Genomic DNA, 13,742 nt, shown 5'->3' on the forward strand with positions numbered 1-13,742 from the left:
GACCGACGGCACGCCGCGATCCGGGGAACGCAACTTCGCCCCCCGGTCCGGCTTCCAAGCCCGACGACCCGCAGGGAGACGAATGCGGCAGGCCCGCAGGGCGGCTGCCCGATTCCGCTTGAGCCGCATGCCTGCCCCGCGCAGGTGGGCAGCACCCATGACACAACAGAAAAGATGAGCAAACGACTGTGGGAACTGGATGCGTTGCGAGGCCTGATGCTGGTCTTGATGACGCTCACCCATCTGCCGACCCGGTTGACCACCCCGACGGGGCAGCCCTTCGGCTATGTCTCGGCGGCCGAAGGTTTTGTGCTGCTGTCGGCCTTCATGGCCGGCATGGTCTACAGCCGCCGCGGCCTGCGCGATGGCCTGCGCACCATGCGCAAGTCGCTGCGCGAGCGGGCCATCAAGGTCTACCTGTGCCAGGTGGCCACGCTGGTCTTTCTGTTCACGGTCTTTGCGGCTCTGGCCGTGCGCCGCGAACAGCCGGCCGCGACCGGCCTGCTGTCGTTCTACTTCGAGCATCCGGTCATGGCCTGGTTTTCCAGCCTGGCGCTGATCTACGGACCGCCGTTGCTCGACATCCTGCCGATCTACGTGCTGTTCATGGCCGCCAGTCCGGCCATCCTCTCGCGCGGACTGCGCCATGGCTGGAGTGCCATCCTGACGGCCAGCGCCATCCTGTGGTTCGCGTCGCAGTTCGGATTCGGGAACTGGCTGTACGAGGTCATCGCCCAAGCCATCGACCTGCGCGTCCCGCTGAGCCAGACCGGCTCGTTCTCGATCTGGGCCTGGCAGTTCCTGTGGATCATGGGGCTGTGGATGGGCTCGACCCGCGCACAGGGGCAGACCAGCATGTTCGAGTTTCCACGCTGGAGCGTGATGGCGGCCGTGGTGGTGAGCGTGTTTTTTCTCACCTGGCGCCATTACTACGGCCAGGCGCCTTTCGGGGCCGACATGGTGCGCAATCTGTGGTTCGAGAAGTGGACGCTGGGCCCCTTGCGAATGGTGAACCTGTTTGCCCTCATCATCGTCACCGTCGAGTTCGGCCCCTGGCTGATGGCCCGGCTGCCGCGCCTGCGCGTGCTCGAGACCCTGGGCCAGGCCTCGCTGCCGGTGTTCTGCGCGCATCTGGTGTTCGTGCTGCTGGTGCTGGGCACGCAGGGCGGCGACCAGTATGCGCGGCCGTGGTGGGGGGACGCCCTGCTGCTGGCCGGCTGTTTCGGCTCGCTGTACGCGGTGGCCTGGGTCACCCTGTGGCGCGACCGGCGGCGTGCGGCCAAGGGGCTGCCGGTGCGCGCCAAGCCGGCCTCCGGTGCCACGGTGCCGGTTGCACCGGTTCGTCGGACGTCGGGCAGTGCGGCGCGTGCCGAGACGGGTGTCGCGCTGCCGTCGGCGGTCAAGGATGCCGTGGCAGGCGTCGCCGAAGGGACGTCCCTGCCATCGGCCGCTGCACCGGGCCGGCCGGCCGCCTGAAGCGCGCCGGCTTCAGCGCGACGGTGCCACCGACGCGGCAGCCGCTGCGTCCTGGCCGGCTCGTGTGCTGGGCGGGACAGGCGGCGGCAATGGGCCGCTGGGCGCGGGCAGATGCGGCGCGATCACGGTTTTCCAGATGTTGTAGCCTTCGCGGTTCATGTGCAACTGGTCCTGCAGGAACAGTTCGGGGCGCGGCTTGCCCTGGTCGTCGAGCATGGGGTGGTAGATGTCGACGTAATCCGTGTTCGCCTGGGTTTCCAGATAACGCTGGATCAGGGTGTTGGTGATCGCGATCTTGGCCCCGAACTGCGCGCGCGAGGGACTCGGCTTGATCGAAATGTAGGTGATGCGGGTGTTGGGCAGATCGGCCCGCACGGCTTCGAAGAAGGCCGTGAAATCCGCCACCACCCGTTCGGGCGAGCGCCCCATCGCCAGATCGTTGTCGCCGGCATAGACCAGCAGCAGCCGCGGCCGGTAGGGCAGGACCAGCCGGTCCACGAAATAGGCGTTGTCCGCCATGGTCGAGCCGCCGAACCCGCGATTGATGACTTTCTCGACCTGCGGGAAGTCGGCTTTCAGGCTGCTCCACAGCCGCACCGTCGAACTGCCCACGAACAGCACGCCGTCCTGAGGCGGCGGGTTGGCGCGGTCGGCCTCGGCAAACTGCGCCATGGTGGTCATCCACTGCACATAGGCCTGGGGCACCGGCTTGGGCACCGGCACACGGGGGTTTTCGGGCACCACGGTGTTCGCGGGCGTCCTGGGCGCGATGGGGGCGCCCAGCACGCCATGCGGTGCGGGCATATCGGGCGAGCGCGCGGCCGCCGCGGCCGCCGCCGGCGCGGCGGTGGCCTGCGGCGGAGCCGTCTGCACGGTGTTGCCTGCCGTGCCTTGCGCAGGCTGAACGGCCGATGCACTGCCTGGCGAAGTGCCGGGCTGGGCCGTGGGGGCAAGAGGAGCGGGGGTTGTGACGCCGGGCTGCGCTGCGGCCAGACCGCAAACCAGCAGGGTGCTGGTCAGGGCGGTCAGGCGGAACATGCATCCACGGTGCCAGAGGGACCGGGTTGCTGAAGACATGATGGGTAATCGGTTGGCGCGGACGGCTCGATTGAACCGGCGCAGCACACGATGGCTGCCGTCCCGGATTCGAGAGTGGCCGGATGCTACGCCGAGGCGTGCCGGCTGTCGCGGGCTGTCCGCTGGAGAACACAAGTGTGTGGTAAGAGCGCGACAGGCCTGGCGAGTTCCCCGCCAGGCCTGTCCATCTTTCATCCCGTGCGCCAGCCGCTCTCTTCGCGAGAGCTTGCCGTCCGGCAGGCACGGGCGATACCGTGCCCTGCGAACCCGGGCCGATCAGACCAGCCGCGTGCGGTGGCGTGCGATCTGCGCACGCACCTGCACGGGCGAGGTGCCGCCCAGCACATTGCGGGCCTCGAGCGAGCCGCGCAGGGTCAGCACCGCGTAGACGTCCTGTTCGATCGCCGGGTTGAAGGTCTTCAGCACGTCGAGCGACAGCTCGGACAGGTCGACGCCTTCCTGGATGGCCGTCTTGACGGCGTGGGCCACGGTTTCGTGCGCGTCGCGGAAGGGCAGGCCCTTCTTCACCAGGTAGTCGGCCAGATCGGTGGCCGTGGCGTAGCCCTTGAGCGCCGCGCGCTCCATGGCTTCGGCCTTCACGGTGATGCCGCCCACCATCTCGGCGAAGATGCGCAGGGTGTCCTTGAGCGTGTCCACCGTGTCGAACAGCGGTTCCTTGTCTTCCTGGTTGTCCTTGTTGTAGGCCAGGGGCTGGCCCTTCATCAGGGTGATCAGGCCCATCAGGTGGCCCACCACACGGCCGGTCTTGCCGCGGGCGAGTTCAGGCACGTCGGGGTTCTTTTTCTGCGGCATGATCGACGAGCCGGTGCAGAAGCGGTCGGCGATGTCGATGAAACCGAAGCTCTGGCTCATCCACAGCACCAACTCCTCGCTGAAGCGGCTGATGTGAATCATGGCCAGCGAGGCCGCAGCGGTGAATTCGATCGCAAAGTCGCGATCGCTGACGGCGTCCAGGCTGTTCTGGCACACGCCTTCCATGCCCAGCGTGCGGGCCACACGCTCGCGGTCGAGCGGGTAGCTGGTGCCGGCCAGGGCCGCGGCGCCCAGCGGCAGGCGGTTGACACGGCGGCGGATGTCCGAGAAACGCTCGGCATCGCGTGCGAACATTTCCACATAGGCCAGCATGTGGTGGCCGAAGCTCACCGGCTGCGCCACCTGGAGGTGGGTGAAGCCCGGCAGGATCACGTCCACGTGCCGGTCGGCGATCTCCACCAGCGCCTTCTGCAGGTCGCTCAGCAGTCCGCCGATGAGATCGATCTCGTCGCGCAACCACAGGCGCACATCGGTGGCGACCTGGTCGTTGCGGCTGCGGCCGGTGTGCAGGCGCTTGCCGGCATTGCCGGCGAGCTGTGTCAGGCGGGCCTCGATGTTGAGGTGGACGTCCTCGAGGGCCAGTTTCCACTCGAACGCGCCGGACTCGATTTCCTGGGTGATCTGGGCCATGCCCTGCTGGATGGCCGTCAGGTCGTCCGCGCCGATGATGCCTTGCGCGGCCAGCATGTCCGCATGGGCCAGGCTGCCGGCGATGTCGGCTTTCCACAGGCGCTTGTCGAAGAACACGCTGGCGGTGTAGCGCATCACCAGGTCGCTCATGGGTTCGGAGAACAGCGCGGACCACGCTTCGGATTTTTTGTCGAGTTGATTGGAAGACATCGGAAGGCCAGTAAGGGTGACTGAGGAAGAGGGCGCCGACGGGCGATGCATCGCACACGCATTGCACGGTTTCGCCGCGTTTCTTCGGTCAGGTGAAGCAGCACGAAGCGGGGATTTTATCGGTCGCCCCGCCGAATCGGCCAGCAGACCCGTTTCAGGGCCGCCGGCAGGGGCGGGCAGACAGGCGCCGGCGCACCTGTCGCCGCGGCATCAATGGATGCGCATGCCGGGCTGTGCGCCGGGCCAGGGTTCGAGCACGTAGATGCCGGGCTGCTGCTTCTCGTCGGCATGGCTGGCCGCCAGCACCATGCCTTCGCTGATGCCGAACTTCATCTTGCGCGGTGCGAGGTTGGCCACCAGCACGGTCAGCTTGCCCTGCAGGTCTTCGGGCTTGTAGGCGCTGGCGATGCCCGAGAACACGTTGCGCGTACGGCCTTCGCCGGCATCGAGCGTCAGTCGCAACAGCTTGGTCGAGCCTTCGACGGGGGCGCACGCCACGATGCGGGCGATGCGCAGATCCACCTTGGCGAAGTCGTCGATGGTGATGGTTTCGGCCAGGGCTTCGCCTCCGGGCGGCTCGGCGCTCTCGGCAGCGGCCGCCGGGACCGGTTCGGGAGGGGCCAGCAGCGCATCGAGCTGCTTGTCTTCCACGCGCTGGATCAGGTGCTTGTAGGTGCCGATGGCATGGCCCGCACCCAGCAGGTCGTCGACATCGGCGAACGTCATCGGCTCGACCTGCAGGAAGGCCTCGACCTGCGCCGCCAGTTGCGGCAGCACGGGCTTGAGGTAGATGGTCAGCAAACGGAAGGCCTCGATGCAGGTGCTGCAGACATCCTGCAGGCGCTCGTCCTGGCCTTCCTGCTTGGCCAGTTCCCACGGCTTGTTGGCATCGACATACACGTTGACCAGGTCGGCGCAGGCCATCGCCTCGCGGATGGCGCGGGCGTAGTCGCGGCTGTCGTAGAGCCGTGCCAGGGTGTCCTTCTGCGCCGTGAGGTGCGACACCAGTTGCAGGCCGTCGGCCGATATCGCGCCCAGCTTGCCGCCGAAACGTTTGGACAGGAAACCTGCCGCGCGGCTGGCGATGTTGACGTACTTGCCCACCAGGTCGCTGTTGACGCGGGCCAGGAAGTCTTCGGCGTTGAAGTCGATGTCCTCGTTGCGGCCGTTGAGCTTGGCTGCCAGGTAATAGCGCAGCCATTCGGGATTCATGCCCAGGCCCAGGTACTTCAGCGGGTCGAGACCGGTGCCCCGGCTCTTGCTCATCTTCTCGCCGTTGTTGACCGTCAGGAAGCCGTGCACGCAGATCCGGTCGGGCGTCTTGCGGCCGCTGAACTTCAGCATGGCGGGCCAGAACAGCGTGTGGAACGTCACGATGTCCTTGCCGATGAAGTGGTACTGCTCGAGGCTGGGATCGGCCATGTAGGCCTCGTAGTCCTCGCCGCGCTTGTCCAGCAGGTTCTTGAGCGAAGCGAGGTAACCCACGGGGGCGTCGAGCCACACATAGAAATACTTGCCCGGCGCGTCGGGAATCTCGATGCCGAAATACGGGGCATCGCGGCTGATGTCCCAGTCGCCCAGGCCTTCGCTGGTGCTGCCGTCCGGGTTGGTGCGGACGGTGAACCACTCCTTGACCTTGTTGGCCACCTCGGGCTGCACGTGCTGACCGTCCTGTGTCCATTGTTCGAGGAACGACACGCAACGCGGATCCGAAAGCTTGAAGAAAAAGTGCTCGGATTGCTTGAGCACCGGCTTGGCGCCCGACAGTGCCGAGTACGGCTGGATCAGCTCGGTGGGCGCATAGACCGCGCCGCAGCTCTCGCAGTTGTCGCCGTACTGGTCCTTGGTGTGGCAGCGCGGGCACTCGCCCTTGATGAAGCGGTCGGGCAGGAACATGTTCTTGTCGGGGTCGAAGAACTGTTCGATGGTGCGCGTCTCGATCAGGCCGGCGGCCTTGAGGTCGAGGTAGATCTGCTGCGCCAGCACATGGTTTTCAGGTGCGTCGGTCGAGTGCCAGTTGTCGAAGGCGATGTGGAAGCCGTCGAGGTAGGGCTTGCGGCCGGCGGCGATGTCGGCGACGAACTGCTGCGGTGTCTTGCCGGCCTTTTCGGCCGCGATCATGATCGGTGCGCCATGGGCATCGTCGGCTCCCACGAAATCCACGGCATGGCCCTGCATGCGCTGGAAACGCACCCAGATGTCGGCCTGGATGTACTCCATGATGTGGCCGATGTGGAAGTTGCCGTTGGCGTACGGCAGAGCGGTGGTGACGAAGAATTTGCGTTGGGACATCGATGCAAGGCTTGGTTTTGCGCGCACGGCGCCGGATGAACGGTAGATTCTAAAGCGCCCGGCGTCCGCCGGTCGCTGGGGCTCACAGCTGCTTCATGCGGTAGAGCCAGTCGATCAACGGATCGGTTTCGAGGATGCGGATGGCATGGGCGTCGGCCCAGCGGCGGGCCTGCTCGGTGATGCTGCCCATGGCGACGACCATGCCCTGGCCGGCTTCGGCCCGCGTCATGGCCGCACTGAGTTCGCGCAGCGGTTCGGCGCCCAGGCTGCTGGCCTTGAAGCGGCGGGCCGCCACCAGCGTGGTGCTGCCCTGCCGCACCAGGTGCAGGTCGGCGCCGGGCAGGTTGGCCGGGCGAACGCTGTAGCCATCGGCCGCGTAGGCCTTTTCGAGCAGGGCGGTGAACTCGCGGGTGTTCATGGCCTGCAGCCGGGCCAGGGCGGCCGCACGCTGCTTGGCGCTCGGCAGCTTCCATTGGCGGAACAGGGCCACCACGCCGATGCCCCAGAAGGGGAACGAGCCCATGGCGCCCATGGGGCCATAGGGGGCGGGCAGGGCGGCCAGGGCCAGCGCGGACAGCACGGCGCCGATCAGGATGCTGATCCACCAACGGGAGCGCAGCAGGACGGCGAACAGCGAGTTGGGCGGCAGCTTGAACTTCGGGAATTTCATGGACATGGACGGGTGATCGGGCCAAGGCGGCGGCCTGCATTGTCGCCGCTCGGCGGCGCAGCACCGCCCTGCGGCGGTCCCAGGCTTGCCGGGCGGGCGTGTTTCTATAGACTATGCCGCTCCTCCGAGATGAAAGACAAGTGTTATGGCGATGACGGAACAGGCCATTCTGGCGGCCTTGGGCAAGGTGGTGGACGAACTGACGGGCAAGGACTTCGTCAGCACCCGGCAAATCAAGAACGTGCGTTTTTCCGGCGCGGACGTCGCTTTCGACGTGGAAATGAGCTATCCCGCGCGCAGCCGCTGGCCCGGCCTGGGCGCAGCCATGGTCGCTGCCGTGCAGCAGGTGCCGGGCGTGGGGCAGGTCGAACCGGTCTTCTCCACCCGCATTGCCAGCCATGCGGCCCAGCGCGGCATGCAACTGCTGCCGCAGGTCAAGAACATCGTCGCCGTGGCCTCGGGCAAGGGCGGCGTCGGCAAGAGCACCACGGCGGCCAACCTGGCCCTGGCGCTGGCCGCCGAGGGCGCGCGCGTCGGTCTGCTCGATGCCGACATCTACGGTCCCAGCCAGCCGATGATGCTGGGCGTCAGCGGCAAGCCCGCCAGCACCGACGGCAAGACCATGGAGCCGCTCGAGGGGCACGGCGTGCAGGTCATGTCCATCGGTTTCCTGGTGGCACAGGACCAGGCCATGGTCTGGCGCGGCCCCATGGCCACGCAGGCGCTCGAACAGATGCTGCGCCAGACCAACTGGAAGGATCTGGACTACCTGATCGTCGACATGCCCCCGGGCACCGGCGACATCCAGCTGACGCTGGCCCAGCGCGTGCCCGTCAACGGGGCCGTCATCGTGACCACGCCGCAAGACATCGCCCTGCTCGACGCCCGCAAGGGCATCACCATGTTCGAGAAGGTGGGGGTGCCCATCCTCGGCGTGGTCGAGAACATGGCGGTGTATTGCTGCCCGAACTGCGGCCACTCCGAACACATCTTCGGCAGCGGCGGCGGCGAGCGCCTGTCGACCGAATACCACGTGAGCTACCTCGGCGGCCTGCCGCTGACGCTGAAGATCCGCGAGCAGGCCGACGGCGGCGTGCCCACCGTGGTCGCCGAGCCCGATGGCGAGATCGCGGCCATCTACAAGGACGTGGCCCGCCAGGTCGCGCTCAAGATCGCGGCCCAGGCCAAGGACTACTCGGCCAAGTTTCCCTCGATCACCATCAGCAAGAACTCGTGAACCTCATCGCCTCCATGCGCTACCTGGTGGCGCTCAACGAGCACCGCCACTTCGGCCGGGCGGCGCAGGCCTGCTACATCACGCAGCCCGCGCTCTCGAACGCGCTGCGGGCGCTCGAGGAGGAGTTCGGCACGGCCATCGTCAAGCGCGGCCGGAGTTTCGTGGGCTTCACGCCCGAAGGCGAGCGTGTGCTGGCGAGTGCCCAGCGCATCCTGCGCGAGCAGGAAAACCTGCAGCAGGAACTCAACAGCGCCGCCGGCCGGCCCCAGGGGCGGCTGGCCATCGGCGCGGTGCCGACCGCGATGCCGGTCGCCGCACGTTTCGCGGCCATGCTGCAGGCGCGTTATCCGGGCATCAAGCCCGTGGTGCGCTCCATGAGCTCGCCCGAGATCGAGGTGGGCATCGAAAGCCTTTCGCTGGACATGGGGCTGGGCTACACCGACAGGCTGGACCAGCGCAGCACCCGCATGGAAGCGCTGTTCCAGTACACCGAGCATTATTTTCTGCTGCGCCGCGCGCCGCGGCCGGCGCCGGCGAGGCTGGCGATCAGCCGGCCCTGCGCGTGGACCTACGCGGCACAGCAGCCGCTGTGCCTGCTGACGCCCGAGATGCACTACCGCACCATCATCGACAGCGCGCTGGCCATGGCCGGCGCCGAGGTGCAGCCGGCATTGGAGACCAACTGCATCCTCAGCCTGGCATTGACCGTGCTGGACGGCGAGGTCCAGGCCATCCTGCCTGGCGCGCTGGTGTCTGCCGTTTCGGGCTATGGGGAACTCGAGGCCGTGCCGCTGTGCAGCCCGGAAGTGCGCACCCCCATCGGCTTCATGATTCCGGCCAGCGGCCTGCCGTCCCGTACGCTGGGCGCCGCGCTGGAGCTCAGCCGGGACCCTGTCTGGCTCAGCCACGCGGCAGCCCACAGCGGCCCTCTGGCCGGCGTCTGACTGACGCCGTCGATTCGAGATCGGTTGGGAATAACCCTAGACGGGTCAGGGCGGCGCGTGCCTGTTTCCCTCTGGTGATTCATTTTGAAAATGAACCGATGTGCCAATGCAATTTGACTTGGGCACGCCGGGCCGCAAGAATCCGCCCGCTTCGTCATGCGAGGGCCTTGTTGGGTTGACAAGGAAGAGATGTTTGAGCGTGTGTGGATAGTAACTCTCCATGTCTCAAATTTCAAGAAATTCTGAAATAAATGGAGAAAAAATAATGCCAGGTTTTCTGGATAAGGAACGGACCATCGCGGGTCCGGGATTCAACCGCTGGCTGGTGCCTCCCGCGGCGCTGGCCATCCATCTCTGTATCGGCATGGCCTACGGCTTTTCCGTCTTCTGGCTGCCGCTGTCCAAGGCCTTGCAGACGGCGGGAACCGGCGCGGTCACGTGTTCGGCCGACATGAGCTTTTTCGCCGAGCTCTTTGCCACCGGCTGCGACTGGCGCATCGCCTCGCTGGGCTGGATGTACACGCTCTTTTTTGTGTTCCTGGGCTGCTCGGCCGCCATCTGGGGCGGCTGGCTCGAACGGGTCGGCCCGCGCAAGGTCGGCGTCATCAGCGCGCTGTGCTGGTGCGGCGGCATGATCCTGTCCGCGCTCGGCATCTACCTCCATCAGTTCTGGATCATGGTGCTGGGATCGGGCGTGATCGGCGGCATCGGGCTGGGCCTGGGCTACATCTCGCCCGTGTCCACCCTCATCAAGTGGTTTCCGGACAAGCGTGGCATGGCCACCGGCATGGCCATCATGGGCTTTGGCGGCGGTGCCATGATCGGTTCGCCCCTGGCGGTCGAGCTGATGAAGTTCTTCTCCACGCCCACCGACGTCGGCGTGGCGCAGACCTTCCTGGTCATGGGCCTGGTCTACATGGCCTTCATGCTTGCCGGTGCGCTGGGCTACCGCGTGCCGCCGACGGGCTGGACGCCCTCGGGCTGGACCGCGCCTGCCGCAGCCACCAGCAACGCCATGATCACGCGCCGCCATGTGCACGTGAAGAAGGTATGGGGCATTCCCCAGTTCTGGCTGATCTGGCTGGTGCTGTGCATGAACGTGAGCGCCGGCATCGGCGTGATCGGCATGTCCTCGCCCATGCTGCAGGAAGTCTTCGGCGGTGCCCTGATCGGCCTGCAGAAGCCCTTCTCGCAACTGACCAAGGAAGAACTCGCCGCCATCGCCGCCGTTGCCGGCGGCTTCACGGCGCTGCTGTCGCTGTTCAACATCGGTGGCCGCTTCGTGTGGGCCAGCCTGTCCGACAAGCTCGGCCGCAAGATGACCTACGTGGTGTTCTTTGTGCTGGGTGGCCTGCTGTATGCCAGCATCCCCTCGAGCGCCTCGGCCGGCAACCAACTGCTGTTCGTGGCTGCCTTCTGCCTGATCCTGTCCATGTACGGCGGCGGCTTCGCCACGGTGCCGGCCTACCTGGCCGACCTGTTCGGCACGCAGTTCGTCGGCGCCATCCACGGCCGCCTGCTCACCGCCTGGGCCACGGCCGGCATTCTCGGCCCCGTGGTCGTGAACTACATGCGTGAATACCAGCTGGGGCTGGGCTTGCCGCGCGATCAGGTGTACAACCAGACCATGTACATCCTGGTCGGCATGCTGCTGATCGGCCTGGTGGCCAATCTGCTGGTTCGCCCCATCGCCGACAAACACTTCATGAGCGACGAGGAACTGGCCACCGAAAAGCGCCTGGCCCATGAAAAGGCCACCGCTTCGGCGGCGGGGCTGACCGCACGCAGTACCGGCGGCGCCGTCAAGACGATCGGTCCGGCATGGGTCGCCCTGGCCTGGGCCGCCGTGATGATCCCGCTTGCCTGGGGCACCTACAAGACGCTGCTGAGCGCCACGAAGTTCTTCCACTGAGAACCGACATCCACCCCAGGCATTCCCGCCCCCCTGCCGTATCCGGGGGGCGGGGACTTCCCAAGGAGCGCACCATGAGCGATCAGAAAATCGAGTTTTACAAGGGCCCGGCCGGTGGCTGGGGCGCATTGCGCAGCGTCAAGAACGCGCTGATGCGGCAGGATATTCCGCTCAAGGGCGCCAAGACCCTGCTGTCGGCCAACCAGCCGGACGGCTTCGATTGCCCCGGCTGTGCCTGGCCCGACCGCAATCACGCATCGACTTTCGAGTTCTGCGAAAACGGCGCCAAGGCCGTGGCTGCCGAAGCCACCGCCCGCCGCGTCACCCCCGAATTCTTTGCCCGGCACACCGTCACCGAACTGCTGGGCCAGAGCGATTTCTGGCTGGAAGACCAGGGCCGGCTGACCGAGCCCATGGTCTACGAAGCCGCCAGCGACACCTACGTGCCCATCTCGTGGGACGATGCCTTCGCCCTGATGGGCCGGCACCTCAACGCGCTGCCCGATCCCGACCAGGCGATCTTCTACACCTCCGGGCGAGCCAGCAACGAAGCGGCTTTCCTGTACCAGCTGTTCGTGCGCGAATACGGCACCAACAACTTCCCCGACTGCAGCAACATGTGCCACGAGCCCAGCGGCAGCGGCATGCGCCCGCAGGTCGGCGTGGGCAAGGGCACGGTCACGCTCGAGGATTTCGAGCACGCCGACGCCATCCTCATCTTCGGCCAGAACCCCGGCACCAACCATCCGCGCATGCTGGGCGAGTTGCGCCATGCGGCCAAGCGGGGCGCGCGCATCATGAGCTTCAACCCCATGCGCGAGCGGGGCCTGGAGCGATTTGCCGATCCGCAGGCCAAGATCGAGATGGCCACCAACAGCTCGACCCCTATCAGCTCGCATTACTTCCAGTTGCGCGTGGGCGGCGATTTTGCCCTCGTCAAGGGCATGATGAAGTACCTCGTCGAGTGCGAGGATGCGGGCGAGCAGGTCATCGACCACACCTTCATCGCCGAACACACGACCGGCTTCGGCGACGTGGTCGAAGATCTGCGCGCCGAGTCCTGGGCCCTGCTCGAGCAGGAATCCGGTCTCAGCATCGAGCAGATCCGCACGGCGGCCGAGGTCTACAAGAACGCCGAGCGCACCATCGCCTGCTGGGGCATGGGCATCACCCAGCATCCGCATTCGGTGGCCACCATCCAGATGATCGGCAACCTGCTGCTCATGCGCGGCAACATCGGCCGCGAAGGCGCCGGCCTGTGCCCGGTGCGCGGCCACAGCAACGTGCAGGGCGACCGCACCATGGGCATCTGGGAAAAGCCGCCCGCCGCCTTGCTCGACCGCCTGGGCCAGGTCTTCGACTTCGAGCCGCCGCGGCGCAACGGCGTCGATACCGTCGAAGCCATCCAGGCCATGCTCGACGGCAAGGGCAAGGTGTTCTTTGCGCTGGGCGGCAACTTCGCCGCTGCCACGCCCGACACCTATGCGACCTGGAAGGCGCTGCGCCAGTGCAACCTCACGGTGCACGTCACCACCAAACTCAACCGCAGCCATGTGGTGCACGGCCGCGAGGCGTTGATCCTGCCTTGCCTGGGCCGCACCGAAATCGATATCCAGGCCGCCGGTCCGCAGGGCGTGACGGTCGAGGACTCGATGAGCATGGTGCACATCTCCTCGGGCATCAACCCGCCGGCTTCCGAGCACCTGATGTCCGAGCCGGCCATCGTGGCCCGTCTGGCCGAAGCCACCATCGGTGCCTCGGGCAGCGGCCGCAGCAAGACGCCGTGGCTGTGGCTGATCGAGGACTACAGCCGCATCCGCGACCAGATCGAGAAAGTCTTCGACGACTTCTACGATTTCAACCAGCGGGTGTCGGTGCCGGGCGGTTTCCATCTGCGCAACACGGCGCGCGAACGGGTGTGGAACACGGCCACGCGCAAGGCCAACTTCTACGTCCATGCCGTGCCCACCGATACGCCGGTGCACCGCGCCCGCGCCCGGATGCGCGACACGGTGGTCTTCACGCTGATCACCACCCGCTCGCACGACCAGTACAACACCACGGTGTACGGCCACGACGATCGCTACCGCGGTGTGTTCGGCCAGCGCCGCGTGGTGTTCATCAACGCGGAAGACATCCGGCAGCTCGGCCTCAAGGAGGGCGACTGGATCGACATGAAGACCGTCTGGGACGACGGCCAGGAGCGGCGCGCGGACAAGTTCAAGCTGGTCGCCTACAACATTCCGCGTGGCAACATCGCGGCGTATTACCCGGAAACCAACCCGCTGGTGCCGCTGACCGCGGTGGCCATCGTGGCCGGCACGCCGACTTCCAAATCCATACCGGTGGTGCTGGTCCCGCATGGCGGCGGCGGCGAGACGGCGCCTTCGGGCTTTGCGCTCGAACCGGCCGTGGCCTGAGCGCGCGGCCCGGCCCGGCTCGCTGCACGGGCCGGGCTGC

At 66.6% G+C, this 13,742-nt stretch carries 9 protein-coding genes; 5 read left to right on the forward strand and 4 right to left on the reverse strand.

From position 1 onward, the window contains the following. Nucleotides 1-174: 174 nt before the first annotated feature. A complete protein-coding gene (opgC, locus tag EC845_RS09255; protein ID WP_123297432.1) occupies nucleotides 175-1,476 on the forward strand; it encodes an OpgC domain-containing protein in 1,302 nt (433 codons plus the stop codon). 12 nt (nucleotides 1,477-1,488) lie between these two features. Here the strand turns inward: opgC and EC845_RS09260 are convergent, their stop codons facing one another. The 4 genes from EC845_RS09260 to EC845_RS09275 all read right to left on the reverse strand — a co-directional run bounded on the left by EC845_RS09260 (nucleotide 1,489) and on the right by EC845_RS09275 (nucleotide 7,195). Next, nucleotides 1,489-2,514, reverse strand: a complete 1,026-nt coding sequence (locus EC845_RS09260) for an SGNH/GDSL hydrolase family protein (RefSeq protein WP_123297435.1) — start codon at nucleotides 2,512-2,514, stop codon at nucleotides 1,489-1,491. A gap of 315 nt (nucleotides 2,515-2,829) precedes the next feature. Beyond that, entirely contained in the window at nucleotides 2,830-4,227 is a 1,398-nt protein-coding gene (argH, locus tag EC845_RS09265) for an argininosuccinate lyase (RefSeq protein WP_123297438.1), read from the reverse strand. A gap of 210 nt (nucleotides 4,228-4,437) precedes the next feature. Further along, nucleotides 4,438-6,519: a methionine--tRNA ligase gene (gene metG, locus EC845_RS09270; protein WP_123297440.1), complete on the reverse strand. Its 2,082-nt coding sequence runs from the start codon at nucleotides 6,517-6,519 to the stop codon at nucleotides 4,438-4,440. 82 nt (nucleotides 6,520-6,601) lie between these two features. Further along, nucleotides 6,602-7,195 carry a restriction endonuclease gene (locus EC845_RS09275; RefSeq protein WP_123297443.1) on the reverse strand — a complete coding sequence of 198 codons (594 nt, stop codon included), beginning with the start codon at nucleotides 7,193-7,195 and terminating at the stop codon, nucleotides 6,602-6,604. 139 nt (nucleotides 7,196-7,334) lie between these two features. Between EC845_RS09275 and apbC the strand changes: the two genes are divergently transcribed. The 4 genes from apbC to EC845_RS09295 all read left to right on the forward strand — a co-directional run bounded on the left by apbC (nucleotide 7,335) and on the right by EC845_RS09295 (nucleotide 13,702). Then, entirely contained in the window at nucleotides 7,335-8,426 is a 1,092-nt protein-coding gene (apbC, locus tag EC845_RS09280; protein WP_123297446.1) for an iron-sulfur cluster carrier protein ApbC, read from the forward strand. Beyond that, nucleotides 8,423-9,370: a LysR family transcriptional regulator gene (locus tag EC845_RS09285; RefSeq protein WP_123297449.1), complete on the forward strand. Its 948-nt coding sequence runs from the start codon at nucleotides 8,423-8,425 to the stop codon at nucleotides 9,368-9,370. The genes apbC and EC845_RS09285 overlap by 4 nt, the downstream gene beginning before the upstream one ends. Nucleotides 9,371-9,635: 265 nt before the next feature. Next, entirely contained in the window at nucleotides 9,636-11,282 is a 1,647-nt protein-coding gene (locus EC845_RS09290; RefSeq protein WP_123297452.1) for an OFA family MFS transporter, read from the forward strand. Between the two features lie 74 nt (nucleotides 11,283-11,356). After that, complete coding sequence (locus EC845_RS09295) at nucleotides 11,357-13,702, forward strand: FdhF/YdeP family oxidoreductase (protein ID WP_123297455.1); 2,346 nt, start codon at nucleotides 11,357-11,359, stop codon at nucleotides 13,700-13,702. Nucleotides 13,703-13,742: the final 40 nt, after the last annotated feature.

The organism is Comamonas sp. BIGb0124, assembly GCF_003752175.1.
Classification (GTDB): Bacteria; Pseudomonadota; Gammaproteobacteria; order Burkholderiales; family Burkholderiaceae_C; genus Comamonas_F.

Coding starts and splice junctions, on each gene's coding strand:
- opgC (WP_123297432.1), top strand. CDS start 175: ATGAGCAAACGACTGTGGGAACTGGATGCGTTGCGAGGCCTGATGCTG.
- EC845_RS09260 (WP_123297435.1), bottom strand. CDS start 2,514: ATGTTCCGCCTGACCGCCCTGACCAGCACCCTGCTGGTTTGCGGTCTG.
- argH (WP_123297438.1), bottom strand. CDS start 4,227: ATGTCTTCCAATCAACTCGACAAAAAATCCGAAGCGTGGTCCGCGCTG.
- metG (WP_123297440.1), bottom strand. CDS start 6,519: ATGTCCCAACGCAAATTCTTCGTCACCACCGCTCTGCCGTACGCCAAC.
- EC845_RS09275 (WP_123297443.1), bottom strand. CDS start 7,195: ATGTCCATGAAATTCCCGAAGTTCAAGCTGCCGCCCAACTCGCTGTTC.
- apbC (WP_123297446.1), top strand. CDS start 7,335: ATGGCGATGACGGAACAGGCCATTCTGGCGGCCTTGGGCAAGGTGGTG.
- EC845_RS09290 (WP_123297452.1), top strand. CDS start 9,636: ATGCCAGGTTTTCTGGATAAGGAACGGACCATCGCGGGTCCGGGATTC.
- EC845_RS09295 (WP_123297455.1), top strand. CDS start 11,357: ATGAGCGATCAGAAAATCGAGTTTTACAAGGGCCCGGCCGGTGGCTGG.